This window comes from Stenotrophomonas sp. 93052_Sma (assembly GCF_056481145.1).
Genome location: NZ_CM151134.1, coordinates 290,413 through 316,857, shown reverse-complemented (window position 1 = coordinate 316,857; position 26,445 = coordinate 290,413). Strand labels below are relative to the sequence as shown.

Sequence of the window (26,445 nt, the reverse complement as noted above, 5' to 3'; positions counted from 1 at the left end):
CCCAAGTGGTGCCGCTTATCCGAATCGAACGGATGACCTACTGTTTACAAGACAGTTGCTCTACCAACTGAGCTAAAGCGGCATGGGTGGATCACCGGCGGCAATGCCGCGGTCCGGGGATTCTAGCGCAACCGCGCGCATTCCAGCGACCGGCTCTGTGCCGCCCCGCTGCGCTGCTGGGCCTGGGCCGGCTGCCTGCCCGCCGCCAGCTGCCCTTCCAGCCACCACTGGCCGGCGTCGCCGCTGGCGACCAGGCGCGGCTGGAAGCCGGCGGCCTGCACCGCCGCCATGCGCCGCTCGGCGCCTTCGCGGTTGCGGTACTGGCCCAGCGCCACGGCGTTGGCTTCCTCGCCCTGGCTGATGATGTAGTAGTCGCTCAGGCCGGCGGCGACGATGCGCTTCACGGTGGCCTGCGCTTCGTCGCGGTTGGCGGCGGCCGGCAGCATCACCCGGTAACGGGCACTGCCGCTGGCAGCGGGTTGTTCGCGCAGGCGCACCTGGCTGATCAGCGTGCCGGCCTTGCCCTGCGCGCTGCTCGCGGCGGCGCGGTCGGCGAACGGGCCCAGTGCGACGCAGCGCGGCGGCTCGCTGGCCGCAGGCGGGGTTACGGGTTTTTCCGGTGCCGGTACGGGTGCTGGCGGTGCTACCGGCTTGGCAGCGGCAGCAACCGCCGCAGCGTCAGCCGTCTGCGGCTTGGGAATTTCCGGCTTGGCTGGCACGGCCGGCGCCGGCGCAGGCGTCGCAGCCACGGCCGTCTTCGCGGCCGGTTCGCGCTCCACCAGCGGTGCGGTCGGGGCAGCGGCAGTCGCTTCGGCTGCGGCATTGGCATCCACACCACCGGGCACCCAGCGCAGCTCGGCCACACCGGCCGGTTGCGGCGGCGGCGCGGGCGGTTGCGGTGCATCGCGCAGCAGCCACCAGCAGGCGACGCCAAGATTGAGGATGGCCAGTACGACGATCAGGGCACGGGTCAGCATGCGCGGATACTAGCCTGCCGGCTGGTGCACCGCCCAGCGGGCGAGGCCATCCAGCACCAGCGAGGGGTGGTAGTCGGCGCCGGGCAGCAACGGCATCAGCGCCGGTGCGCCGCCACCGTGCACCAGCAGCGACGGTGCCACGCCCAGCAGCGCATGCGCCTGCTGCGCGCTGCGTTCGATCAGCGCCACGGCGGCGCCATCGCAGCCGGAGGCCAGCGCATCGGCGGTGTCGTTGGCGAACTCGCTGTAGTCACCCCCGGTTGCCGGCAACTGCACGGCACGCGCGTGCAGCGCTTCGCGCATGGTGGTGGGCGATGCGGAAATGCGCCCGCCGTGATGCTGGCCATTGGCGTCGAGCAGATCAATCGTCAGTGCGGTGCCCACGCCAACCACCAGCACCGGGCGCTGCGCCTTGGCAGCGGCCAGCAGGGCCAGGAAGCGATCGACACCGAATTTTTCCGGCTTGGCATAGGCAATGCGCACGCCCGCGCATTCGGCGCTGGTGCGCACCACATGCACGTGTTCGAAGCGGCGCTGCAGCTGGTCCAGCATGGCGCTGGTCAGCGACGGTGCGGCCACGCTGGCCACGAACGCGGTGGTGCCGCTGGGCAGGCTGTGCGGCGGCTGTCCGGCCATGCCTTCGGCGCCGTGCGCCCAGGCCTGCACGTCGCCGGCACGGTCACCCTGCAACGGCGCGAACTTGAAGCGCGAGTTGCCGAGGTCGAACAACCAATCGCTCATGCCGCCCTCACGCTGACTTCGCCGGCGTGCAGCAGGCGTTCCTGGCCATCAATGCGCACGCGCAATGCGCCGTCATCGGCCAGGCCAAGTGCGGTGCCGTGCTGCCACTGCCCGTCCAGTTCCACGCGCACTTCGCGGCCGGCCAGCATGTCGAACGCGGCGTAGCGCGGCAGGAACGGCGCCAGACCTTCGCGATCGAATTCTTCCAGCGCCGGCAGCAGGCGTGCCAGCACCGCGGCGACAACCACGTTGCGGTCCACCGGCTTGCCAGCCAGCGTATCCAGGTCTACCCACGGCTGGGTGATCTGCTCGGCGAACGACGGCGGCATGTGCGTGTTGATGCCGATGCCGATCACCGCGCGCCGGGCCGGCGTACTCGCCACCGCCTTCTGCGAGCAGGCCGACCAGCTTGCGCTTGCCGTCGACGATCAGGTCATTCGGCCACTTCAGCTGGGCCTGGGTGTAGCCCAGGTCGTGCAGCGCTTCGGCGACGGCGATGCCGGCTACCAGGCTCAGCCCGGCGAGGCGGCCGAGGCCACCGGAGTACAGGCGCAGCACCGACAGGTAGATGTGCGCGGCCAGCGGCGAGGCCCAGGCACGCCCACGACGGCCACGGCCACCGGTCTGGCGTTCGGCCAGCAGGACGCTGACCCCGCGCTGGGGCGCGCTGCAACGCAGCAATTCAGCGTTGGTCGAGTCCACCGTCCAGGCCACCTGCAGGTCGTGCAGCAGGGCCTGGACGTCGGCAGGCAGGCCGGCGCGGATCGCGTCCGGGTCCAGCAGGTCGACCGGGCGGGTCAGGCCATAGCCTTCGCCAGCACGGCCCTCGATGTCCACACCGGCGGCCCTAAGTCCTTGAATACGCTTCCAAATGGCCGCCCGGGTCTGACCCAGCTCACGGGCCAGGGCGTCGCCGGACAGGCGACCGGCAGCGAGTTTGGCCAGCAATTGGCGATCGTCCACGGCAGCTTCCACGAAGTCAGGAAGGAATTATGCGGGAAAGCCGCCAGCGACGCCCGCCACGCTGGGTTTCGCGGGGGCTTCCAACGGGGCGCCGGGTTCGGGCTAGAATCGGGAACTCACCCTCCCTTAACGTGGATGTCGTCAATGCGCCGTTATGCCCATTGCCTGATCCTGCTGCTGATGCCCTTCGCGGCGTCTGCGACGGCAGCGCTGGACGACAGCCGTGGGGCCTGCGTGTCCTCCAATGGCGATGCCGCCTCACAGCGCCGCCCACCGCCAGCGCATCGGCCGCCAGCACCAAGGCGGCACCGGTACGCCCGGCGGCCAGCACCACCACCGGTGGCGGTGGCAGCGACGACGACATGCTGCAGCGCATCCGCGCGCCGAAGTGGCACAGCTACCTGCCGGGAATGTTCCGCTGATCAAGTCGTTGCTGCAGTGGCTGCGGCCTGCGCCGCGGCCGATCGACGATGCACTTTGGGAAGACGCCTGCCGCCGCGCGGCGTGGCTGCACGGACTGGACGACGAACGCCGCGCGCCTGCGTGTGCTGACCACGCGCTTCCTGCATGAGAAGACCATTACCCCGATTGGCGAGCTGCAGCTGCAGGCCGGCGATGGCGTGCTGCTGGCCGCGCTGTGCTGCCTGCCGCTGCTGGAATTCGGCGAGGTGGGACTGGAAGGCTGGTCGCAGCTGATCATCTACCCCGACGCATTCCGCGTGCACCGCAGCCACATGGATGCGGCCGGGGTGCTGCATGAGTGGGATGACGAACTGATTGGCGAATCGTGGGACAGCGGTCCGTTGATCCTGTCCTGGGCCGACGTGCAGGCCGACCTGGCGGCGCCGCACGAGGGCTACTGCGTGGCGGTGCACGAGATGGTGCACAAGCTGGATGCACTGGATGGTGCGATGGACGGCACGCCGCCGCTGCCGCGCGCATGGCAGCGCGAGTGGGCGGCCACGTTCCAGCGCGCCTACGACGCCTTCTGTGCCCAGGTCGATGCGGGCGAAGAAACGCTGATCGATCCGTATGCGGCCGAGGCACCGGAAGAGTTCTTCGCGGTGACCAGCGAGTACCACTTCTCCGCGCCGGATCTGCTGCAGCAGGCGTTGCCGGACGTCGCTGCGCAGCTGCGGCGGTTCTATGGCGAGCCGCCGGCGATCGAAACACGTTAGTGCCGGCCGCTGGCCGGCACCTTGGCAATGCCACCGAAGTTCATGAGGTTGCCGGCCAGCGGCCGGCACTACCGGAACACCACGCGTTGTTGCGCCAGGCGATGCCAGGCGGACGGGAGCGCGCAGCTGCGGCGGTTCTATGGCAAGCCGCCGGCGATCGAAATACGGTAGTGCCGGCCGCTGGCCGGCACCTTGGCAATGCCACCGAAGATCATGGGGTTGCCGGCCAGCGGCCGGCACTACCGGAGCACTACGCGCTGTTGCGCCAGGCGATGCCCGGCGGACGGGAACGCGCAACTGCGGCGGTTCTATGGCGAGCCGCCTGCGATCGAAGTACGGTAGTGCCGGCCGCTGGCCGGCACCTTGGCAATGCCACCGAAGTTCATGAGGTTGCCGGCCAGCGGCCGGCACTACCGGAACACCACGCGCTGTTGCGCCAGGCGATGCCCGGCGGACGGGAACGCGCAGCTGCCGCGGTTCTATGGCGAGCCGCCGGCGATCGAAGTACGGTACTGCCGGCCGCTGGCCGGCAACCTGGCAATGCCACCGAAGCTCATGGGGTTGCCGGCCAGCGGCCGGCACTACCGGAACACCACGCGCTGTTGCGCCAGGCGATGCCCGGCGGACGGGAACGCGCAGCTGCGGCGGTTCTATGGCAAGCCGCCGGCGATCGAAATACGGTAGTGCCGGCCGCTGGCCGGCACCTTGGCAATGCCACCGAATATCATGAGGTTGCCGGCCAGCGGCCGGCACTACCGGAACACCCGCGCTGTTACGCCAGGCGATGCCCGGCGGACGGGAACGCGCAACTGCGGCGGTTCTATGGCGAGCCGCCGACGATCGAAACACGGTAGTGCCGGCCGCTGGCCGGCACCTTGGCAATGCCACCGAAGTTCATGAGGTTGCCGGCCAGCGGCCGGCACTACCGGAACACCACGCGTTGTTGCGCCAGGCGATGCCAGGCGGACGGGAGCGCACGGATTACGGCCCCGGCGGCAGGCGCACTTCGAAGCGGGCGCCGCCCAGTTCCTCGGAGCGGCCTACAGCCAGTTCACCGCGATAATCCTTGATCAGGTCCTGCACGATCGACAGGCCGATGCCGTGGCCCTGCACGCGCTCGTCGCCACGCACGCCACGCTGCAACACCTTGCCGATGTCGTCCGGGGCGATGCCCGGGCCATCGTCGTCCACCGCCAGCAGCAGGCCGGCGCGGCGCGCGTTCGGTGCCGGCAGCGGCTGTGCGGTCAGCAGCACGCGGCGGTTGGCCCACTTGAAGGCATTCTCCAGCAGGTTGCCCAGCAGTTCCTGCAGGTCACCCGGTTCGCCGTGGAAGCGCGCGGCCGGGTCGATATCGAATTCGCACAGCACGCCCTTCGAGGCATAGACCTTTTCCAGGCCACGCACGATTTCCTCGGCGTTGGATTCGATCGGCAGCGGCGCGGAGAACAGCTTGTGGCCCGACGACGCAGCACGTGCCAGCTGGTAGGAGACCAGGTTGTTCATGCGCTGCAGCTGCACGTCCAGCTCCTCGCGCAGCGCACCATCGCCCGCCCCGCTGTCCATCTGCGTGCGCAGCACTGCGATCGGTGTCTTCAGGCTGTGCGCCAGGTCGGCCAGGGTATTGCGCTGACGCTCGAGGTTCTCGCGCTCGCTTTCAATGAAGGCGTTGATGCTGTCGGTCAGCGGTTCCAGCTCGCGCGGGTGGCGCTCGCTCATGCGCTCGGTTTCGCCGCGCTGCACCTTGGTCAGCTCGGTAATCACGCGACGCAGGGGCCGCAGGCTCCACTGCAGAATGACGGTCTGCAGCAGCAGCAGGATCAGGCCGATGCCACCGAGGTAGAACCAGACCCGGCTGCGGAACACCCGCAGCTGTGCACCCAGCGCGCGAGTCTTCCATCACATAGATGGTGTACGGGAATTCGGTGGCGGGGTCGGCGTCGGCATCCCACACCAGGCCCAGGCCATAGCGGTACACCGAGCCCTGGCTGCCGTCGATCTGGATCATCGGCAGCGGGCCTTCGAACACTTCCTGGCGAGGTGCCAGCAGGCCGCCGCCGACGGTGGGCAGCATCGGGCCTTCGGCGGACATCGAATTGCCCTTGCCGTGCGGCATCACCACCTGCAGGTACAGGCCGCTGCCGGGCACGTCGAAGCGCGAATCTGGCGGCTGCTCGCGGATGTACAGCGAGCGGTCGCGGGTGAAGTCGATGCCGGCCGCATAGGCGGTGGCGTAGTTCTTCAGGCGCTCACGCAGGTTCGCCTTCGCCGTATCGGCGAAGGCGGCGTCGAGCGCGTAACCGGCCAGCGCCAGGAACGCGACCAGACCCACGGACGCGGCGAACATCTGGCGCGCCTGCAGTGAGCGCGGCCGCCAGCGTCGGAAGAACCACAGACGGCCGGACATCGTGTTATCGCCAGGGTGAGCCGGCTCAGCCCTCGTTGCGCGGGATCGCGAAACGGTAGCCGCGACCGCGCACGGTCTCGATCGGCTTCAGTTCGCCATCCGGGTCCAGCTTCTTGCGCAGGCGGCCGATGAACACTTCCAGCACGTTCGAGTCGCGGTCGAAGTCCTGCTGGTAGATGTGCTCGGTGAGGTCGGCCTTGGAGACCAGTTCACCGGCATGCATCATCAGGTACTCCAGCACCTTGTACTCGTAGCTGGTGAGGTCGACATTGCTGCCAGCCACGCTGACGGTCTGGGCAGCCAGGTCCAGGGCAACCGGGCCGCATTCCAGGGTCGGCTTGCTCCAGCCAGCGGCGCGGCGCAGCAGCGCGTTGACGCGGGCCAGCAGTTCTTCGACGTGGAACGGCTTGACCAGGTAGTCGTCGGCGCCCTGCTTCAGGCCCTCGACCTTGTCCTGCCAGCTCGAACGCGCGGTCAGGATCAGCACCGGGAACTTCTTGCCTTCGTCACGCAGGGCCTTGATCAGCTCCATGCCCGACATCTTGGGCAGGCCGAGGTCGATGATGCCGACATCGAACGGGACTTCGCGCCCCATGTAGAGGCCTTCCTCGCCGTCCTGCGCAGCATCGACGGCAAAGCCTTCGCGCTTGAGCCGGGCTGCCAGGGTCTCACGCAGCGGGGCTTCGTCTTCGACCAGAAGGATACGCATGAACTCTCCCTAGTGTCCTGGGTATGGCCCGGAGGCCTGTGGGGTACGGGTTGATAGCGACGACTATCCCTGTTCAGGGGTTATCGCCGCGTAGTGATGACATATCCGACCGCGGCGTGCGCGGCTGTGAACGCGACGGCGCGGGGTCGTCCATGTAGCGGACCCGGCCCCGATCGTCCATGTACTTCACCCGGTTGATATCGCGACCATCGAACGGCACGCGCTCGGCGCCGAGGATGTGGCCGCCGGTGGTGCGCTGCACGCGGCGCACGGCATCGGACAGCGAACGCTCGTCGCCACGGCCACCGCGCTCACCCCGCTCCATCATCTCCGCCCGCCCCTGGTCGCCGCGCGGCGGCTGTTGCGCCAGCGCCGAAGACAGCGGCACAGCCGACAGGACCACGCAGGTGGCCAGGGCAATGCGGCGATGGAAGGGAGCGGAAGACATCGATGCGATCCTAGCCGAGCACGGCGATTCGTTCAAAAGTCGTAAATCCGGCGCCGGGTTCGAAACCCAGCGTTTTACAAATCTTTTGCAAATTCTTGGTTTACAGCAGTGAATCCGGTCTGAACTTTTCCGGCCCTACGCCCGAGTCGTTCAGCTAAGTGAACATTCGGGACGAATCGCCGTCCCTTGTCAAGTCAGGAATGTGACTGCGGTCACGCTGCGGCGCGATCAGCTTCGCGGTCGGTGACCGCCAGGGCCTGTTCGATCAGGCTCCAGCCGGCGCCCGGACGGTGTGCGCCCTCGCTCAGCACCTGGCGGAATGCGCGCCCACCGGGCTGGCCGTGGAAGAGGCCGAGCAGGTGGCGGGTGATGTGCTTCAGCGCCAGGCCTTCGCCCAGCTGCGCCTCGATGTAGGGGCGCATCGCGCGCAGCAGGTCGCCACGGGCCTGCAGCGGGGCGCCGGTGTGCAGCGCCTCCAGCTGATGCAGCAGGTAGGGGTCGTGGTAGGCCGCGCGGCCCAGCATCACGCCATCGACGTGCGCGGCCTGCGCCTGCACCGCCTCGATGCTGGCCAGGCCGCCGTTGATCACCACCGGCAGTGCCGGGCGCTCCTGCTTCAGGCGGTAGGCCCAGTCGTACTTCAGCGGCGGAACCTCGCGGTTCTCCTTCGGCGACAGGCCCTTCAGCCACGCGTTGCGCGCGTGCACCACCACCATCGCCGCACCGGCGGCGACCTGGCGGTCGACGAAGCTGGCAAACACGTCGTAGTCGTTGTCCTCGTCCACGCCCAGGCGGCACTTCACCGTCACCGGGATATCAACCGCATCGACCATGGCCGCAACGCACTCGGCCACCAGCGCCGGCTCGCGCATCAGGCACGCGCCAAAACGCCCGGCCTGCACGCGATCAGACGGGCAGCCGCAGTTGAGGTTGACCTCGTCATAGCCCCACTCGGCGGCGATGCGCGCGGCCTGCGCCAGCAGCACCGGATCACTGCCACCCAATTGCAGGGCCAGCGGCTGCTCGCTGCGGTCGAAGCCGAGCAGGCGCTCGCGGTCGCCGTGGATGACCGCGTTGGCGTGCACCATCTCCGTGTACAGGCGTACGCCCGGTGCCAGCACGCGGTGGAAAACGCGGCAATGGCGATCGGTCCAGTCCATCATCGGGGCAACGGACAGGCGCAGGGAATCGGCGTAACGGGCGGTGGCGGACGTCATCGGGGCATTGATCGTGGAGACTGGCATTGCCAGTGAGATCAATAGTTTACACCGGGCGGCTGAATGCGCCCGGTCAGCCGCGCGGCGGGCGCCGGTTGGGCCCTGCTCCGGCTGGCGGCCGGGGCGGGCTGGGCGGTGGCGGCGGACGCTTCCTGCCCTCGGGGAGCTTGGGGTTCGCGTTCTCCATGGATACGACCAACTGGTCCAGTGGTGGGTTGGAACCCTTCCTCAACTTAGCCATCGTCTGTCTCCTGGAGAATCTCGACCCACTGCACATCCGCTGCGTGAATCAGTATGCCATCGAGCTGCGGAAGCTCGACCACGGCGGGGCTGGCCACGTGATCCGCTGCTGGATCGGCACCTTCATCGGGTGGATCCGCATCCACCAGCCAGGCCGGCATCTGCATGTAGAACTGTCCCGCAGCGGGGCTGATCGGCCACTCCTTGGGATAGCCGGTCAATCGACGGCCATCCTTCAATTGCAGCACCACGAAGGCAGGACGCGTACCCAGCACGCAGTACCACTCGCTCGGGTGGGATGTCCTCGTGGTGAAGCCTGCACGACGGAGAACCCTGTGGAGGGAATCCTTGTTCGCAGCGAGGGCCAATCCTGCCCCCAGCAGTGCGGCGAGGACAAAACCCCATAGCAGGCTGCTGGTCTCGGTCCAGGTCCCCAGCACAAAGCAGCGACCAGCCAGCAGGAGCATCAGTTCGGTGAACTTGACCAGCACCTGGACCGCGAAGGTGAACACCAACGCTTCCACGGTCCGTTCGAACTGCGGCGGCTTGGGATGGGATGTCAGCCCATAGAACACCCATGCAGACAGGAAACCCGGCAGCAGAAAGGTCAGCAGCGTGGTGGCGTTGTTGAAGAGCGAATCCATTCCGGCAGAAGTACTCCGTCGTGAGGATCACAACGGAGCACGATCACAGCGATTCTTCCACCTTGGGTGGGGTTCACAGGCTGAAGATGCAGCAACCGCAACAGCGGCCATGGCGTTGCAGTTGCTCCACGAGAGCCGATAGCGTCAATGCGCGCTGCCAGCAGCGCCTTTGCCACCCACCTGCTCAATGAGGGTCTGGCTGGCCGCATTGAGCCCCACCACCGTCACCTCCGCACCATGCGTGGCCAACTTTTCCTGCGCCCGCTCCAGCGCGGCCACGGCAGTCAGGTCCCACAGGTGGGCATCGCGCAGATCGATCTGCACCTTCGGCGCCACGTGCTGGTAATCGAACGCCGCACCCAGCTGCCCTGCCGAGGCAAAGAACACCTGCCCACGCACGCGGTAGACCTGCGTGTCATCGGCATCGTCGCGCTGCACGTCCAGCATGCGGCCAACCTTGCGCGCGAAGAACAGGGCCGACAGCAGCACACCGCTGAGCACGCCCTTGGCCAGATCGTGGGTAGCCACGGTGACCACCACCGTCAGCAGCATCACCGCAGAGGAACTGCGCGGATGTGTGCGCAGGTCGCGCAGCGAGCGCCAGCTGAAGGTGCCGATGCTGACCATGATCATCACCGCCACCAGCGCCGCCATTGGGATCTGCCGTACCAGATCGCTGCCGTACACCACCAGTACCAGCAGGAACACGCCAGCCACCAGGCAGGACAGGCGGCCGCGGCCACCGGAGGTCACGTTGATCACCGACTGGCCGATCATCGCGCAACCGGCCATGCCACCGAGGAAGCCGGTGACCGTGTTCGCCACGCCCTGGCCGACACATTCGCGGTTGCGCTCGCTGGGCGTCTCGGTGATGTCCTCGACGATCTGCAGGGTCATCATCGATTCGAGCAGGCCGACCACGGCCAGCGTGGCCGACACCGGCAGCAGGATGCGCAGCGTCTCCCAGGTGAGCGGCACATCGGGCAGCAGGAAATGCGGCAGGCTGTCGGGCAGCTGGCCCATGTCGCCGACGCTGCGTACGTCCACGCCGAAGCCGATCACCACGGCGGTCAGCACCACAATGGCCACCAGAGGCGACGGCACCGCGCGGGTAATGCGTGGCAGCAGGTAGATGATCGCCAACGCGGCGGCGCACAGCACGTAGACCGTAGGACCGCGACCGATCAGCTCGGGCATCTGCGCCAGGAAGATCAGGATCGCCAGCGCGTTGACGAAGCCGGTGATGACCGAGCGCGAGACGAAGCGCATCAACGAGCCGAGCTTGAACACACCGGCCAGCACCTGCAGCAGGCCGGCCAGGATGCTGGCGGCGAACAGGTACTGCAGGCCGTGGTCCTTGACCAGGTCGACCATCACCAGCGCCATCGCACCGGTGGCTGCGGAGATCATGCCGGGGCGGCCGCCAGCGATGGCGGTGATGACGGCAATCGAGAACGCGGCGTACAGGCCGACCTTGGGGTCGACGCCGGCGATGAGCGAGAACGCGATGGCCTCGGGAATCAGGGCCAGGGCGACGACGATGCCGGACAGCAGGTCGCCACGGATGTTGCCGAGCCATTGCTGGCGCAGGGGGTAGGACGTTTGCATGGGAAAGCTCCGCGCGCAGGCGGGCGTGGCCGCATGGCGCTGCAGTGGAAAGACACGGGTTCCTGAGCCGGGCAGGCCGGCTGCCGATGTGCGGCAAGGGTCAGGGTGGCGTGATCACTGCAGGCGGGCGTCGGTACGTGGGAGGGACGCAGTCTACGGGAAGCGACCCCACGGGGGTAGCGCGGATGGCCGGCGAGGCAGCGAAACGCAGCGGAGCATGGCTCCGCTCTACAATCACAGCATGGCCGCCGACCACCCGCATTTCTTCGACCCCGCCACCGAACAGGGCGTGCTGCGCCTGTCGATCGCCGCCTCGCTGCTGCTGGCCGCCGCCGCAGTGGTGTTCGGCCTGCTGGCCAATTCCTCGCTGATCATCTTCGACGGCATCTACGGCCTGATCGACGTGGTGATGACCTGGCTGTCGCTGCTGGTGGCGCGGCTGATCGCGCTGTCCACACAGACCGATGCGCTGCAATCGCGTCTCAACCAGCGCTTCACCATGGGCTTCTGGCACCTGGAGCCGATCGTGCTGGGGGTGAGCGGCACACTGATGATCGGTGCGGCGCTGTATGCGCTGGTCAATGCGGTGGACGCGTTGATGTCCGGGGGCCGCCACATCGCCCTCGGCCCGGCCATTGCCTTCGCCGGGCTGTCGATCGTGGGCGAAGGCGCGCTGGCCTGGTTCATCCTGCGCGCCAACCGCCGCATCGGCTCGGAGTTCATCGCATTGGACGCGAAGAACTGGGTGATCGCGGCCAGCATGTCGGCCTGCTACCTGCTGGCTTTCCTCGGCGGCGTACTGGTGCAGGGCACGTCGCTGGCGTGGGTCGGGCCGTACATCGACCCGGCCATCCTCGCCTTCGTCTGCGTGCTGGTGATGATCGCCCCGCTCGGCACGGTGCGCCGGGCGCTGGCCGGCATCCTGCTGGTCACCCCGCCGGAACTGCAGGCCCATGTGGATGCAGTGGCACGCGGGATCGTGGCCAAGCACGGCTTCGTCGAGCACCGCAGCTACGTGGCCCAGGTGGGGCGTGGCGAGCAGATCGAGCTGTTCTTCGTGGTACCGGAAAACGACCCGCCGCGGCCCCTGGTGGAATGGGACCAGCTGCGCGACGAGATCGGCGATGCACTGGGCGAGGCCTCGCCGGACCGCTGGCTGACCATCATGTTCACCACCGACCGCGAATGGACGATCTAGGCTGGCAGGACGATCGATCAAATTTTTCGTACGCATTGCAACCCAACGTACGCGGAAACCGGGCAAAGTAGGCTCCAACGCAACACCCACCCACCGACCAGGAGCATCCCGATGTCCATCGAAAAGGTTCTGTACACCGCCCAGGCCACCTCCACCGGCGGCCGTGAAGGCCGTTCCGTCTCCTCCGACAACGTGCTGGATATCCAGCTGTCGACCCCGCGCGAGCTGGGCGGCGCCGGCGGCCCGGGCACCAACCCGGAACAGCTGTTCGCGGCCGGCTACTCGGCCTGCTTCCTGGGCGCGCTGAAGTTCGTGGCCGGCCAGGCCAAGGTCGCGCTGCCGGCCGACACCACCGTGACCGGCAAGGTCGGCATCGGCCAGATCCCGACCGGTTTCGGCATCGAAGCCGAGCTGACCATCAGCGCTCCCGGCGTGCCGCGCGAGCAGCTGGAAGAGCTGGTGCAGAAGGCGCACATCGTGTGCCCGTACTCGAATGCCACGCGCGGCAACATCGACGTGACGCTGGTCGTTGCCTGATGGGGTGATGCCGGCCAGCGGCCGGCACTACCCGCGCCAAAGCAAAAAAATGGGCGGATGCCGGTCGAAACCGAACATCCGCCCATCCCACCTTCGTTGTCCCGCACGGGGGCATGAGGTTGCCGGCCAGCGGCCGGCACTACCAGGTCACTTCTCGCTGGTGATCAGCTGCACGACGCTGGAGAAGTCCAGCTTGCCGCGGCCGGCCTGGTGGTTCATCGAGTACAGGTTGCGGGCCACTTCGCCCAGCGGGATCGAGGCGCCGACACTCATCGCCGCTTCCACCGCCAAGCCCATGTCCTTCAGCATCAGATCGCTGCCGAAGCCGCCGCTGTAGCCGCGCGAGGCCGGGGCGTTTTCCAGCACGCCCGGCCACGGGTTGCACACTTCGGTGGCCCAGCTGCGGCCGGTGCTGACCGCCATCATCTGCGACAGCACCTTCGGGTCCAGCCCGTGCGCCACGCCGAGGGCGATGGCTTCGCCGGTGACGGCCATGATCACGCCCAGCGCCATGTTGTTGCACAGCTTGGCCACCTGGCCGGCACCGCTGGCGCCGACATGGAAGATGTTCTTGCCCATCGCCTGCAGCACCGGGCGGGCGCGCTCCAGCGCATCCTCCTCGCCACCGACGATGAAGGTCAGGGTGCCGGCCTGGGCACCGGCGGTACCGCCGGACACCGGTGCGTCGATCATCTGCAGGCCCCGTGCGGCAGCGGCTTCAGAGACCTTGCGGGCGCTGGCCGGTGCGATCGTGCTGCAGTCGATGACCAGTGCGCCGGCCGGAATCGCGGCAAGAATGCCGTCATCGCCCAGGTACACGCCTTCGACGTGGCGGCTGGCCGGCAGCATCGAGATCACCACCTCGGCATCGGCCAGGGTTTCGCGCCGATGCGGCCGCGCTGGCGCCGGCATCGACGGCGGCCTGCACCGCGGCCGGGACCAGATCGAACACGCGCACGGTATGGCCGTTCTTGACCAGATTGGCGGCCATCGGGCCACCCATGTTGCCCAACCCGATGAATGCAATGCGGCTCATGCAAGGCTCCTTTCAACAAGGGGAGTGCCCAGGTCGGCCAGCGGATGCGCGGCATCGGCCCAGGGGGAAGCGAAGAAGGTGTCGGCCCACGCGCCGGTGGCCTCGGCCAGAGTGGCCGGGTTCCACTGTGGATTGCGGTCCTTGTCGATCAGCAGCGCGCGGATGCCTTCAGCGAAATCACCGTGGGCGGCGCAATGCAGGGCGACGATGTACTCCAGGCGATAGATCGCGGCCAGGCCCTGGCCGGCACTGCGGCGCTGCAGTTCGTACGACAACCGTGCCGAGCCTGGCGCACCGGCGGCAAGGGTCTTCTGTGCCGCCTGCAGCCAGGCATCGTCGGTCTGCAGAGTGGAGATGCGGCCGATGATCGCGGAGAGGTCATCGCCTTCGCACAGCGCATCGACCTGCGCCGCATTGGCCAGCAGCGGACCGGTCGCGGCGTCACTGGCATGCGACTGCAGCAGATGGCTGAGCCGTTCGTGGTTGTGTGCGGCATCGCTGGACCACGCGACCTGCAGCAGCGCATCGAACACCGCGCTGCGGCGTTCTTCGGCCACGTGCACGTCGGCCAGGCCGGCGTAGATGGCGTCGCCCGGATTGAGCAGCGCACCGGTCAGCGCCAGGAACAGGCCGCCCTTGCCCGGTACGCGCGGCAGCAGCCAGCTACCACCCACATCCGGGAACAGACCGACGGTGATTTCCGGGAAGGCCAGCTTGGAGCGCTCGCTGACCACGCGGTGGCTGGCACCGGACATCAGGCCGATGCCACCGCCCATCACGATGCCGTGGCCCCAGCACAGGATCGGCTTGGCGTAGGTGTGGATGAGATAATCGACGCGGTACTCAACGTCGAAGAACTCAGCGGCGTAGTCGTTCTCGCGGATGTCGCTGCGGCCGGCCTCGCGGAAGGCGACCATGCTCTTGTACAGGCTGTGCAGGTCACCGCCGGCGCAGAACGCCTTTTCGCCGGCACCCTGCAGCACCACCATGGCGATGCCATCGTCGTCGGCCCAGGCATTCAACTGCTTCAGCAGCAGGTGTGCCATCGGCAGCGAGAAACCGTTGAGCGTACGCGGCGCATTGAGCGTGGCGATGCCGATGCGCGTGCCGTTGCCAGCCACGCGCTCTTCGAACAGCACCGGTGCGTCGTCGGCAGCGGTGTCGGTGCTCATGCGTTCTTCCACTGCGCGGCGCGCTTTTCCAGGAAGGCGGTCACGCCCTCGACCTGGTCGGCGGTGTCGAACAGATCGACGAAGGCTTCGCGTTCGGCCACCAGCGCCGAAGCGTGAGTGCCGGTGCGGGTGGCCTGCACCAGGGTCTTGCAGGCGGCGATGCTGGTCGGGCTCTGCTTGCCGGCCTTCTTCGCCCATTCCAGCGCCAGCGCCTTGGCTTCGCCCTTGCCGACCTTTTCTTCGGCCAGGCCAATGCGCAGCGCGGTCTCGGCGTTGATGCGCTCGCCCAGCAGGATCATGCGCTTGGCCCAGCCCTCGCCGACCAGGCGCGGCAGGTTCTGGGTGCCACCGGCGCACGGCAGCAGGCCGACGGTGGCCTCCGGCAGCGCGACCTGGGCGTGGTCTTCGATGATGCGCAGGTCACAGGCCAGCGCGCATTCCAGGCCACCGCCCATGGCGTAGCCGTTGATCGCGGCGATCGACACGCCACGGAAACCGGACAGCGCTTCGAAGGCTTCACCGAAGCGGCGCGCGGCTTCACGTGCAGCGGCCTTGTCGCCGGAGGCGAACTGGTTGAGATCGGCACCGGCGGAGAAGAACTTCTCGCCGCCACCGGTGATCACCAGCGCGTAGATGTCGCGGTCTGCGTTGAGCGCGCCGACCAGATCACGCAGCGCCGACAGGCTGTGCACGGTCCAGGTATGCGCCGGCGGGTTGTTCAGGGTGACCACGGCGGTGTGGCCATCCACCTCCACCTTCAGGCCCACGTGCTCCTGGGTACGCCAATCCTTCATCGCAGTTCCTCTTCGGTGTTGAGCAGGTGACGGGCAACGATCACCCGCATGATCTCGTTGGTGCCTTCCAGGATCTGGTGCACGCGGCAGTCACGCAGCAGGCGCTCGATCGGGTATTCGCGGATGTAGCCGTAGCCACCGTGGATCTGCAGTGCTTCGTTGCAGACGTTGAAACCGGCATCGGTGGCGAAGCGCTTGGCCATCGCGCACCAGACGTTGGCATCGCTGGCACCGGCATCGAGCTTGCGCGCGGCGGTGTGCACCATCTGCCGTGCAGCCACCAGCTGGGTGACCATGTCGGCCAGCTTGAACTGCAGCGCCTGGAACTCGGCCAGCGCCTTGCCGAACTGGCGGCGCTCGCCCATGTAGCGGCGCGCGGCATCCAGCGCGCCCTGCGCGGCACCCAGCGAACAGGCGGCGATGTTGATGCGGCCGCCGTCCAGCCCCTTCATCGCCAGCTTGAAGCCGCCGCCTTCCTCGCCCAGAAGGTGGCTGACCGGCACGCGGACGTTTTCGAAGGTGATGCCACGGGTGGGCTGGCTGTTCCAGCCCATCTTCTCTTCCTTGCGGCCGAAGCTGATGCCCGGCAGGTCGGCCGGCACCGCAATGGCGCTGACACCACCGGCACCGGCACCACCGGTACGCGCCATCACCACCAGCAGCTCGGTGGCACCGGCGCCGGAAATGAAGGCCTTCGAGCCGTTCAGCACATAGAAGTCACCATCGCGCACGGCGGTGGTCTTCAACGACGCCGCATCGGAACCGGCACCGGGTTCGGTCAGGCAGTACGAGGCCAGCTTGTTGCCCGAAGACAGATCGGTGCCCCACGCATCGCGCAGCGCCGGCTGGCCCCACTTGGACACCATCCACGAGGCCATGTTATGGATGCTGATGTACGCTGCGGTCGACGGATCGACGTTGGCGAGCTCCTCGATGACGACGGCGGCGTCCAGTCGGCTCAGGCCGCTGCCGCCCACTTCCGGGTCCATGTACAGGCCGCAGAAACCCAGTTCACCGGCCTTGGCGATCGCCTCGCGCGGAAAGATGCCCTCCGCATCCCATCGCGCGGCGTGCGGCGCCAGTTCGGCCTGTGCGAAGTCGCGCGCCGCCTCGCGGTACGCCTGCTGCGCTTCTTCCAGTTCCGTCGTCATCGAGTGGCTCATGGCTGCTCCTGCCGTTACTTCAGGCTGATCGTGGTGTTGACGCCATGGCTGAGCGTCTCGTCATCGAACCAGCGCGCGGTGACCGTCTTGGTCTGGGTGTAGAACAGCACCACCTGCTTGCCGTACGGGCCCAGGTCGCCCAGCTTGGAGGCGCGCGAACCGGTGAACGAGAACAGCGGCACCGGCACCGGAATCGGCACGTTGATGCCGACCTGGCCGACGTCGATGTCTTCCTGGAACTTGCGCGCGGCGGCGCCGGACTGGGTGAACAGTGCGGTGCCGTTGCCGTTCGGGTTGCTGTTGACCATCGCGATGGCCTCTTCCAGCGTCTCCGCTTCGAGGATGACCAGCACCGGCCCGAAAATTTCTTCCTGGTAGATGCGCATGTCGGTGGTGACACCGGCAAAGATGGTCGGGCCAACGAAGTTGCCCTTCTCGAAACCATCGACCTGCGGCTTGCGGCCATCCAGCACCAGCTTGGCGCCCTGCTCCACACCCGATGCGATCAGGCCTTCCACGCGCTCGCGGGCGCTGCAGGAAATGACCGGGCCCACATCGGTGCCGGCGACGGTGCCGCCGCTGACCTTCAGGGTCTTGGCCTTGGTGACCAGGTCCTGCACCCAGTTGCGTGCTTCACCGACCAGCACCAGAGTGGAGGCGGCCATGCAGCGCTGGCCCGCGGCACCGAAGGCGGCGCCGACCATCGCGTTGAGGGTCTGTTCCTTGTTGGCGTCCGGCAGCACCACGGCGTGGTTCTTGGCGCCCATCATGCACTGCACGCGCTTGCCGGCCAGCGAGGCACGGTTGTAGACGTGGGTGCCGACGCGGGTGGAACCGACGAACGACACGGCCTTGATGTCCGGGTGGTCGCAGATCGCGTTGACCACTTCCTCGCCGCCGTGGACGACGTTCAGCACGCCCTTCGGAATGCCTGCTTCCAGCGCAAGCTCGACCAGGCGCATGGTGACCATCGGGTCCTGCTCGGACGGCTTGAGGATGAAGGTGTTGCCCGTTGCAATCGCCATCGGGAACATCCACAGCGGGATCATCGCCGGGAAGTTGAACGGGGTGATGCCGGCGCACACGCCCAGCGGCTGCATGATCGTGTAGGTGTCCACGCCATTGGCCACGTTGTTGGCCAGTTCGCCCAGCTGCAGGTTGCCGATGGCGGCGGCGTGCTCGACCACTTCCAAGCCACGGAACACATCGCCTTCGGCGTCCGGCAGGGTCTTGCCCTGTTCGGCGGTGAGGATGTGGGCCAGCTCGCTCATGTTCTCGCGGATCAGCTGCTGGTACTTCAGGAAGATGCGCGCGCGGGTGCCGATCGGGGTCTTGCGCCAGGTCTTGAAGGCTTCCTTGGCGGCGGCGACGGCGGCGTCCACTTCGCCGGTGGTGGCGAACGGCACCTTGGCCAGCACGTCCTGGGTGGCCGGATTGATCACGTCCTGCCAGTGGGAGGTGGCCGATTCAACGAACTGGCCATCGATCAGCATGCGGATACGGGGCGCTGCAACAGTCATGACGACAATCCCACAGGGTGCGAAAGATGCTTGGCATTATTCACAGCACCCACCTCGATTTCCGGGCTGAATCCGCTTAATCTGGCCAACACGCCAGACGATTCATGTTAATTCTGTGAATTATTCAGCCCCCCAGCGACAACTTGGCCTGCGCCTACTACGGCTGCGCGAGCAGCGCGGCTACAGCCAAGTGGACCTGGCCCGCGCCTTGGGCCTGTCGGCCAGTTACCTGAACCAGATCGAGCGCAACAAGCGCCCACTCACCCCGGCCGTGCAGAAGAAGCTGGGCGAGGTACTGGGCGATGTTTCCTCACTGTTCGACGAAGATGAGCCCGCTGCCCTGCAGGAAGCGCTGGGCGAGACCCTGCGCGACCTCGGCTTGGCCGAAGTCAGCGCGACCGAGCTGCGCGCCCTGGCTGGCAACCTGCCGCAGGTCAGCCGCGCGCTGCTGGACCTGCACCGCCGCCACCTGGCGCTGCGCGAGCATGCCGCCGCGCTGGAGTTCCAGCTGGGCGAGCCCGGTGCCGGCAGCACCCTGCCCGCCGGTGACCAGGTGCGCGAGTTCTTCAACCGCATGCACAACCACATCCCCGAACTGGACGAGCTGGCCGAGCAGCTGTTCGCCGAATGGGGGCTGTCGCCCGGGCATGTGGCACCGCGGCTGCGCCAGCTGCTGGCCGACCGCCATGGTGTGCAGGTGGAAGTGGCCGCACTGCAGGCCGGGCGCGAGAAACGGCAATACGATGCCGGTGCGCGGCGGCTGTGGCTGCCCGATTACCTTGAGCCCGGCCAGCAGGCGTTCCAGATGGCGGCCGAGCTGGCCCTTCACGGCTACCTGCCGCAGATCGATGCGGTAGTGGCGCGCTGGCTTTACCGATGAGGCACGCATCGCGCAGGCGCGGATTGGCTTGTCGAATTACTTCGCCGGTGCGTTGGTGATGCCGTACATGCGTTTCCTGCGTGCGGCCGAGGCCAGCAGTTACGACATCGAGCTGCTGGCGCACCAGTTCGGCGTGGGCTTTGAAGCGGTCTGTCATCGGCTGAGCACGTTGGCGCGGCGCAGCGCGCCCGGCCTGCCGTTCTTCTTCATCCGCGTGGACCGTGCCGGCAACGTGTCCAAACGCCATTCGGCCACCGATTTCCATTTCTCGCAGGTGGGAGGGTCGTGCCCGCTGTGGATCGTCTACGAGGCGTTCAACCAGCCGGGGCGCATCCTTACGCAGACCGCGCGCATGCCCGATGGGCGTCGTCATTTCTGGCTGGCGCGGCAGGTCAGCAGTGGTCCGGTCGGCCATGGCCAGCCGCGCAAGACGTTCGCGGTGGCGCTGGGCTGCGATCTGCAGCACGCCGAGCGGCTGGTGTATTCACTGGGGCTGGATGTGCAGAGTCCGGGTAATTCGGTGTCGATCGGACCGGGGTGCCGGGTGTGTCCGCGTGAGGACTGCATGCAGCGCGCGTTCGCGCAGTTGCCGGGGCGGTAGGGTTGGTTCGGCAGGGCTGCGCCCTGCACCTGCGGTAGTGCCGGCCGCTGGCCGGCAACCTCAAAAGCAACAGCTGGCATTCCATGGGTTGGCGGGGCGGGTCCGGACAACCGATTTGGTAGGTGCCAACCTTGGTTGGCACAACCTTGCCGTGCGCGAAGTGCATCCACGCGTGGCGTGGCTCTACTAGTCCCAGAACACGGTCAACACGCGGTGACCTGTGGAGGGCGCAGGCGCGTCGATGTGTTGCCCGTACGGCCAGCCTTCGCCGACGCCGTCGCATTCCAGGCCCTGCAGCCAGCCTTCCACGGTTGCGGCATCGGCGCTGGTCAAGACGTGCACGTTCTCTGCAGCTGGCCATTCGCTGTCGTCTTCCAATGCACTGCCCCAGTCTTGGTGCAGGCCCACGTAGACACCTTCCACTTCAGGCTTTGCCGCAATCGCAACCAAGCGTGCGTATACCTCGGCAATCGGTGGGCGCCCATAGCCCCACTGGTTCGGTGCGATGCACTCCTCGAAATCGTTGCCTTCGAAATACGCGGCCAGCGGCACCACCGGCAGGTGCTCCGGATCGCGTTGATCGAGGCGTTCAAGCACGTCCAGCAGCTTCTGGCGAGGGGACATGGGGCATTCCTTGCAATGGGGAGCCGCGATTGTATCCATCGCGATCAATAGATCGGCGTCACCTTCATCTGCGGCAGCGGGCGCGGTGCGCCGTCGGTGAGGTCCGGGCCGAGGTCCTCCCAGGTACGTCCCTGCTCGACCATCAGCCCCCACAACTGCTGCGATGCCAGCCGCTTGTCTTCCGAGCCCAGCTTGTACGACGGTGGCGCCGGCTGGCCACTGGCAACCATCGAGTACGCCGCGCGGTAGGCCAGTACCTGCTGCGCCGGGTCGTCGGTGCGCGCCACTTCCAGCGTGTAGCGCTGGTAGGCCGAGGCCAGGTTGCGCCAGCGGATCCAATAGTGGTTCTCGAACGAGAACGAACAGAAGCGCGCACCGGCCAGGCTGCCCTTGTCGGCGATGCGGGTCAGCACCTCCTGTGGCATGTCCAGGTTCATGCCGCCTTCGTCGCCCTGCAGGCTGACGTGCACGATGCGATCGCGGTAGCCCGGTGCGCGCGCCTGCAGCAGGTCGCGCCAGTTCTGCATGGTCGCCACCACCGCGAACAGGAAACGGCCCAGTTCTGCGGCCGCCAGCGGCGTAGCGATCGACTGGTAGGTACGCTGCCAGCCGTGGCGGTTCTCGGTGGGCAGGAACACGGCGTGTTCCAGCGCCTGACGGCCACTGCTGCCGTGGCACACGTCTTCGGCGTGCTGCGGGTAGACCAGATTGATGGCGAAGGTTGGCCAGCGCGGCAACGCGGCATCGAACAGGTGGATCGGGAAGTTGCTGCTGATGCCACCATCGGAGAACCAGCAGATGCGGAACGCGGTGATCACCGGTCCGCAGGTCTGCCCGGCACTGGTCAGCCCTTCCATGCTGTCGGCGACGTTGTGCTCCTGGTCGGCCGCAGGTGCGGTCGGTTCACAGCGACGCTCGCGGCGTGAGGGCTCATGCAACGGCACCGCGCTGATCAGCAGCGGGAAGCTCAGGCTCATGCGCGTGGCCACCAGCACCGGCAGCTTCGGGCCCTGCGGCAGGTGGTAGTACCGGCGCCCTTCCACCTCCAGTGGCGGGCCGGCCTGCGTCACCAGCCACTGCACCACGCTGGCCGGAAACAGCTGCTCGAACTCCTCGCGCAGGAACCAGAACTGCGCGCCGCCCAGCGGCAGCGTGCGCGGCTCGTTGTGCGACACACAGGTGGTGATCATCTGCAGGCTGATCGCATGCGGGCTGTCCGGCTCGCCGGCATAGCGCGGCGCATCGTGCAGGTCGGCGAACGTGAGCGGTGCATCCAGCGGCTTGCCGGACAGCTGCTGCAGGCATTCATGCAGCCACTCGGTCAACGCCGGCGTGCGTGCATCGCGGCCGAGGCCGCTGCACAGGCCCAGCAGGTTACGGCGCGCCACCCGCGCTACCCGCAGCGCGGCACCGGCCACGCCGGCACCATACGCGCACAGCAGTGATGGCAGCAGCGTGGCGGCCACACCGCTCCAACCGCCGCCCCACCAGCCCAGGCCGAGCAGCAACGCCAGCGACACCAGCACCTCCAGTGGCGCAATCTCGAACACCGCGATGGCCAGGCACAGCAGCTTGTGTGGCAGGCCGGCATTGCCGGTCAGCACCACCAGCAACCGATAGGCGGCGCGCGCGCCGTGCCGGCTGGAACAGGCTGTAGATGAAGCCGCGCCGCGACAGCTGCGCCGACACCGCCGACAGCCCGCCGTAGCCGGCATCGCCGGGCAGGTGCTCGCCGGCCTGCTGGCGACGATCACCGCACGCCGCCGCGGCCGCCACCGCCGCGGCAATGGCGCCGGCCGAGGTGCCGCCGATGCTCTTGAAGCGATACTCGCGCGCCAGCGCCAGTACCGCATTGGGGTACACGATGCCGCTGGTGATGCCGCCTTTCATGACCAGATCGCAGTACTTCGCCGCCACGAGCCACCTCCCGTCTGTCGGTGCCCAGTATGGCAAGAGGCGCTCTCACAGCCTGAGAAGCGAGCCACAGCCCTGCGCTTTCATTGGCCCTTGACCATTGGCCTCGACGCGTCCACCGTGGGCACGCCGAAGGTATCCTTGCCGTGGCATTGATGGCGGCAGGGATTTAAACGGGAATCCGGTGAAGGCGCCTTGCGCGCCCATTCCGGAGCTGCCCCGCAGCGGTGAATGGAAACGAATCCTGCCAACAGCACTGGGCTCACGCCTGGGAAGCGGCAGGTAGTAGGTGGGCTGCGGCCCGTGTCCATCAGCCCGAATACCGGCCCCGGCCGGGGGACACGACCGTCCCCTGACTCGACCTGGAATCTCCGCGGGGAGGTTGCCGGGGCCGTCGTTGTCCTGCGCCTGCAGGCGGTGCGGCCGCGTGCGTCCTGTTCACGGTTTCCGGCCAGACTGTTCACCCACGCGCTGATGCATGGGCCACCGCCGTTGCCGGCGGTCCATGCGGTACCTGACGATGACCGAGCTCCAACGCCCCACCCTGTCCCTGCCCGAAAACGGCCAGCGCCTGCTGCTGCACTCGTGCTGCGCCCCCTGCTCCGGCGAAGTGATGGAGGCGATCACCGCCTCCGGGATCGACTACGCGATCTTCTTCTACAACCCCAACATCCACCCGGTGAAGGAATACGAGCTGCGCAAGCAGGAGAACATCCGCTTCGCCGAACAGCACGACATCCCGTTCATCGACTGCGACTACGACACCGACAACTGGTTCAGCCGTGCACGCGGCATGGAAAACGAGCCCGAGCGCGGCATCCGCTGCACGATGTGCTTCGACATGCGCTTCGAGCGCACTGCGCTGTACGCGCACGAGCACGGCTACGACACCATCAGTTCGTCGCTGGGCATCTCGCGCTGGAAGAACATGGCGCAGATCAACGACTGCGGCATCCGTGCCGCGTCGCGCTATGAAGGCCTGCAGTACTGGGACTACAACTGGCGCAAGGGCGGCGGTGCCAGCCGCATGATCGAGATCAGCAAGCGCGAGCAGTTCTACCAGCAGGAATACTGCGGCTGCGTGTACTCGCTGCGCGATGCCAACCGTCACCGCCGCGAGAATGGCCGCGAACGGATCAAGATCGGCCTGCTGTACTACGGGCAGGACGCTGAGACGCCGCAGGGCGATTGACGTGTGGGCATGGGGCGGCCACGCTGGTCGCCCCTTCTGCTGTACCGGAACTGCCATGACCGCCCTGCCCGCCGATGTCGCCCTGCTGGTGATCGACCTGCAGCCGGACTTCATGCCCGGCGGCGCGCTGGCCTGCGACCAAGGCGATGCGCTGGTGGCACCGATCGCCGATCTGCTGGCACAGCGCCGCTACCGCACCGTGGTGGCAACACAGGACTGGCACCCGGCCGACCATGCCTCGTTCGCCAGCCAGCACCCCGGCCAACGCCCCTTCGAGACCATCCTGCTGCACGCGCAGCCGCAGACCCTGTGGCCGGACCACTGCGTGCAGGGCAGCGCCGGTGCCGCGCTGCATCCGGGCGTGGACTGGACCGTGGCCGACCTGATCCTGCGCAAGGGCACGCGCCAACAGGTGGATTCATACAGCGCCTTCCGCGAGAACCATGGCCCCGATGGCGAGCGCCCGGCCACCGGCCTGGCCGGCTGGCTGCACGAACGCCGCATCCGCGAAGTGCACGTGTGCGGCCTGGCCCGCGACTACTGCGTGCTGTGGAGCGCGCAGGACGCGGTGAAGTCCGGCTTCCGGGTGAAATTCCTGTGGGAGCTGACCAAGCCGGTGACCGACGCCAACGACGCGATGGTGCGCGAGGCGCTGGGCAAGGCGGGGATCGCGATCGTCTGACCCAGAGCGGTAGTGCCGGCCGCTGGCCGGCAACCTCGGGATCTCTGCAGTTGCCGGCCAGCGGCCGGCACTACCGGATAGCACCCGTGGTAGCGCCGGGCCATGCCCGGCGGACGCGGGATGGGCGATTACCGGAACACCACCGTTCGGTGCCCGTTGAGCAGGATGCGGTGCTCCACATGGCGGCGCACGGCGCGCCAGCACCAGCGATTCGGTATCGCTGCCCAGCCGCACCAGCTCGCGCGGCGCCATCGCGTGGTCCACGCGGGCCACGTCCTGTTCGATGATCGGGCCTTCGTCCAGATCCTCGGTGACGTAGTGCGCGGTGGCGCCGATGATCTTGACCCCGCGCGCGTGTGCCTGGTGGTACGGCTGCGCGCCCTTGAAGCTGGGCAGGAAGCTGTGGTGGATGTTGATCGCACGGCCGGCCAGCGCGCGGCACAGCGTGGGTGACAGGATCTGCATGTAGCGCGCCAGCACCACCAGATCGATGCGTTCGCGCTCGACCAGGTCGATGATCTGCTGCTCCTGCACCACGCGCGTATCAGCGGTCACCGGCAGGTGGTGGAACGGCACCTGGTAGGACGCCGCCAGCGGCGCGAAGTCGGCGTGGTTGGACGCTACTGCGGCAATGTCCACCTTCAGCTGGCCGCTGTGGGCACGGAACAGCAGGTCGTTGAGGCAGTGCCCCTGCTTGCTGACCAGCACCAGCAGGCGTGCACGGCGGCGGCCATCATGCAGCTGCCAGTCCATGCCGAAGCCGGCGGCGAGCGTGGCCATGGCGGCGTGCACGGTCTCCAGCGGCAGGCCGGCATCGCGATCGAAATGCACGCGCAGGAAGAAGCGGCCACTTTCCTCATCACCGAACTGCTGGGCGTCGAGGATGTTGCAGCCGTGGTCGAACAGCAGGCCGGATACGCGGTAGACGATGCCGGTACGGTCGGGACAGGACAGGGTGAGGATGGAATCGGGGCGCATCGCCCGAGTGTAGGGCAGCAGCCTGTCCTCGGGATCGATGGTCACCGATGCAACCGACCTGCTTGGTTCAGTCCCAAGCGATACTTGGGTTTCTCCATGGCAAGCTGGTCGGTCATGAACCTGTTGCAACTGATCCGCAGCTTCACCCGCACCGCAGAGACCGGCAGCATTGCCGCAGCGGCCCGCATCCTTGGCATCAGCGCCACCGCAGTCGGCCAGAACATCAACCGGCTGGAGGCGCATCTGGGCGTACGGTTGCTGAACCGAAGTACGCGCCAGCTGGCCCTCAGCGAGGCCGGCGCGCTGTACCTGGCGCAGGTGCGCCACATCGAAGCCGACCTGGCGCGGCGCAGGCGATGGTCACCTCTGGTGACATCGAACCGGCCGGACCACTACGCATCGCCAGCAGCAGCGCGTTCGGTCGCCACGTACTTGCCCCCTTGCTGCCTTCGCTGCAGCAGCGCTACCCGCAACTGCAGCTGGAGCTGCGCCTGACTGACCGCGCCGTGCAGCACGGCCCGGAAGCGGTGGATGCCAGCATCCGCATCGGTGCACAGCTGGAGGACGGTGTCGTCGCACGGCAGCTGGCGCGCGTGCCGTTCGTGTTCTGCGCCTCGCCGGCCTATCTGAAGGCACACGGCACCCCGCAGCAACCCTCCGAGCTGAGCGGCCATCGCGGGCTGCTGCACCGCTTCCCCACCGATGGCCGGCCGCTGCGATGGGGCCTGTTGAAGGATGGCCAGCGCGTGGACGCCGCACTGCCGCCGAGCATGGTCTGCGATGACATCGATGCGCTGGCGACGCTGGCCGCAGCCGGTGCCGGCATCACCCGGCTGGCCGCATTCGTGGCCGAGCCGTACCTGCGCGATGGCCGCCTGCAGGCAGTGTTCGGCGCCGACACTGCATGGCGCCCCGAACCGATGGAAGTCTATTTCTGCGTCAGCGACCGCCGCGATTTCACTGCCAAGATCCGCGCGCTGTTCGAGCACCTGCAGGCCGGCATGGCGCCGGCCTGGCGGGTGTGA

The 26,445-nt window shown here is 67.5% G+C and carries 16 protein-coding genes, 1 tRNA gene, 9 pseudogenes and 1 riboswitch; of the genes and pseudogenes, 8 read left to right on the top strand and 18 right to left on the bottom strand.

The features are described from left to right. Window positions 1-6: 6 nt before the first annotated feature. From ACZK2V_RS01400 to birA, 4 genes and pseudogenes are all read right to left on the bottom strand, one after another. A tRNA-Thr gene (locus tag ACZK2V_RS01400) sits at window positions 7-82 on the bottom strand. A gap of 40 nt (window positions 83-122) precedes the next feature. Further along, window positions 123-977: an SPOR domain-containing protein gene (locus ACZK2V_RS01395; protein ID WP_180845017.1), complete on the bottom strand. Its 855-nt coding sequence runs from the start codon at window positions 975-977 to the stop codon at window positions 123-125. 9 nt (window positions 978-986) lie between these two features. Further along, window positions 987-1,718, bottom strand: a complete 732-nt coding sequence (locus ACZK2V_RS01390) for a type III pantothenate kinase (RefSeq protein WP_012509777.1) — start codon at window positions 1,716-1,718, stop codon at window positions 987-989. Then, a pseudogene (birA, locus tag ACZK2V_RS01385) lies at window positions 1,715-2,681 on the bottom strand (bifunctional biotin--[acetyl-CoA-carboxylase] ligase/biotin operon repressor BirA). Before birA ends, ACZK2V_RS01390 begins: the two are co-directional and overlap by 4 nt. A gap of 144 nt (window positions 2,682-2,825) precedes the next feature. On the opposite strand from birA, the pseudogene ACZK2V_RS01380 reads away from it, so the two are divergent. Together ACZK2V_RS01380 and ACZK2V_RS01375 are read left to right on the top strand one after the other, a co-directional pair. Further along, window positions 2,826-3,103: pseudogene (locus ACZK2V_RS01380) on the top strand (hypothetical protein). Continuing rightward, window positions 3,070-3,859 (top strand): annotated as a pseudogene (locus ACZK2V_RS01375) (M90 family metallopeptidase). Before ACZK2V_RS01380 ends, ACZK2V_RS01375 begins: the two co-directional pseudogenes overlap by 34 nt. A 981-nt stretch (window positions 3,860-4,840) precedes the next feature. Here the strand turns inward: ACZK2V_RS01375 and ACZK2V_RS01370 are convergent. From ACZK2V_RS01370 to ACZK2V_RS01345, 6 genes and pseudogenes are all read right to left on the bottom strand, one after another. Then, window positions 4,841-6,263: pseudogene (locus ACZK2V_RS01370) on the bottom strand (ATP-binding protein). A gap of 25 nt (window positions 6,264-6,288) precedes the next feature. Next, the gene (locus ACZK2V_RS01365; protein ID WP_004136763.1) at window positions 6,289-6,972 is read right to left on the bottom strand and encodes a response regulator transcription factor; all 684 of its coding nucleotides are present in this window, start codon (window positions 6,970-6,972) and stop codon (window positions 6,289-6,291) included. Window positions 6,973-7,045: 73 nt separating this feature from the next. Continuing rightward, a complete protein-coding gene (locus tag ACZK2V_RS01360; protein ID WP_032128191.1) occupies window positions 7,046-7,420 on the bottom strand; it encodes a hypothetical protein in 375 nt (124 codons plus the stop codon). 212 nt (window positions 7,421-7,632) lie between these two features. Beyond that, complete coding sequence (gene dusA / locus ACZK2V_RS01355; RefSeq protein WP_180845014.1) at window positions 7,633-8,664, bottom strand: tRNA dihydrouridine(20/20a) synthase DusA; 1,032 nt, start codon at window positions 8,662-8,664, stop codon at window positions 7,633-7,635. A 206-nt stretch (window positions 8,665-8,870) separates the two neighbouring features. Further along, window positions 8,871-9,521 (bottom strand): DUF6338 family protein, encoded by a 651-nt coding sequence (locus tag ACZK2V_RS01350; protein ID WP_180845013.1) that lies wholly within the window; start codon window positions 9,519-9,521, stop codon window positions 8,871-8,873. A 144-nt stretch (window positions 9,522-9,665) separates the two neighbouring features. Next, window positions 9,666-11,129, bottom strand: coding sequence for a SulP family inorganic anion transporter (locus ACZK2V_RS01345; protein WP_180845012.1), 1,464 nt, complete (start codon window positions 11,127-11,129; stop codon window positions 9,666-9,668). Window positions 11,130-11,346: 217 nt separating this feature from the next. On the opposite strand from ACZK2V_RS01345, the gene ACZK2V_RS01340 reads away from it, so the two are divergent. Next, complete coding sequence (locus tag ACZK2V_RS01340) at window positions 11,347-12,327, top strand: cation diffusion facilitator family transporter (RefSeq protein WP_180845011.1); 981 nt, start codon at window positions 11,347-11,349, stop codon at window positions 12,325-12,327. Between the two features lie 111 nt (window positions 12,328-12,438). Beyond that, a complete protein-coding gene (locus tag ACZK2V_RS01335; RefSeq protein WP_049399846.1) occupies window positions 12,439-12,864 on the top strand; it encodes an organic hydroperoxide resistance protein in 426 nt (141 codons plus the stop codon). A gap of 147 nt (window positions 12,865-13,011) precedes the next feature. Here the strand turns inward: ACZK2V_RS01335 and mmsB are convergent. From mmsB to ACZK2V_RS01310, 5 genes and pseudogenes are all read right to left on the bottom strand, one after another. Further along, window positions 13,012-13,900 (bottom strand): annotated as a pseudogene (gene mmsB, locus ACZK2V_RS01330) (3-hydroxyisobutyrate dehydrogenase). Continuing rightward, window positions 13,897-15,072, bottom strand: coding sequence for an enoyl-CoA hydratase/isomerase family protein (locus ACZK2V_RS01325; RefSeq protein ID WP_180845010.1), 1,176 nt, complete (start codon window positions 15,070-15,072; stop codon window positions 13,897-13,899). Before ACZK2V_RS01325 ends, mmsB begins: the two are co-directional and overlap by 4 nt. Continuing rightward, window positions 15,069-15,866: an enoyl-CoA hydratase gene (locus ACZK2V_RS01320; protein ID WP_180845009.1), complete on the bottom strand. Its 798-nt coding sequence runs from the start codon at window positions 15,864-15,866 to the stop codon at window positions 15,069-15,071. Before ACZK2V_RS01320 ends, ACZK2V_RS01325 begins: the two co-directional genes overlap by 4 nt. Then, the gene (locus ACZK2V_RS01315; RefSeq protein ID WP_071229412.1) at window positions 15,863-17,029 is read right to left on the bottom strand and encodes an acyl-CoA dehydrogenase family protein; all 1,167 of its coding nucleotides are present in this window, start codon (window positions 17,027-17,029) and stop codon (window positions 15,863-15,865) included. The genes ACZK2V_RS01320 and ACZK2V_RS01315 overlap by 4 nt, the downstream gene beginning before the upstream one ends. A gap of 14 nt (window positions 17,030-17,043) precedes the next feature. Further along, complete coding sequence (locus tag ACZK2V_RS01310; RefSeq protein ID WP_049399840.1) at window positions 17,044-18,549, bottom strand: CoA-acylating methylmalonate-semialdehyde dehydrogenase; 1,506 nt, start codon at window positions 18,547-18,549, stop codon at window positions 17,044-17,046. Window positions 18,550-18,664: 115 nt separating this feature from the next. Here ACZK2V_RS01310 and ACZK2V_RS01305 point away from each other — a divergent pair. Continuing rightward, window positions 18,665-20,030: pseudogene (locus tag ACZK2V_RS01305) on the top strand (helix-turn-helix domain-containing protein). Between the two features lie 186 nt (window positions 20,031-20,216). On the opposite strand, the gene ACZK2V_RS01300 reads toward ACZK2V_RS01305, so the two are convergent. Next, the gene (locus tag ACZK2V_RS01300; protein ID WP_071229413.1) at window positions 20,217-20,654 is read right to left on the bottom strand and encodes a hypothetical protein; all 438 of its coding nucleotides are present in this window, start codon (window positions 20,652-20,654) and stop codon (window positions 20,217-20,219) included. A 44-nt stretch (window positions 20,655-20,698) separates the two neighbouring features. Beyond that, window positions 20,699-22,571, bottom strand: a pseudogene (locus ACZK2V_RS01295) (patatin-like phospholipase family protein). Between the two features lie 127 nt (window positions 22,572-22,698). Further along, window positions 22,699-22,913, top strand: a riboswitch (cobalamin riboswitch). A 160-nt stretch (window positions 22,914-23,073) separates the two neighbouring features. On the opposite strand from ACZK2V_RS01295, the gene ACZK2V_RS01290 reads away from it, so the two are divergent. Both ACZK2V_RS01290 and pncA read left to right on the top strand, forming a co-directional pair. Continuing rightward, a complete protein-coding gene (locus ACZK2V_RS01290; protein WP_080291760.1) occupies window positions 23,074-23,760 on the top strand; it encodes an epoxyqueuosine reductase QueH in 687 nt (228 codons plus the stop codon). 55 nt (window positions 23,761-23,815) lie between these two features. After that, a complete protein-coding gene (pncA, locus tag ACZK2V_RS01285) occupies window positions 23,816-24,442 on the top strand; it encodes a bifunctional nicotinamidase/pyrazinamidase (RefSeq protein ID WP_180845007.1) in 627 nt (208 codons plus the stop codon). A gap of 128 nt (window positions 24,443-24,570) precedes the next feature. Here the strand turns inward: pncA and purU are convergent. Beyond that, window positions 24,571-25,420: pseudogene (gene purU / locus ACZK2V_RS01280) on the bottom strand (formyltetrahydrofolate deformylase). Window positions 25,421-25,534: 114 nt separating this feature from the next. On the opposite strand from purU, the pseudogene ACZK2V_RS01275 reads away from it, so the two are divergent. After that, window positions 25,535-26,445 (top strand): annotated as a pseudogene (locus tag ACZK2V_RS01275) (LysR family transcriptional regulator).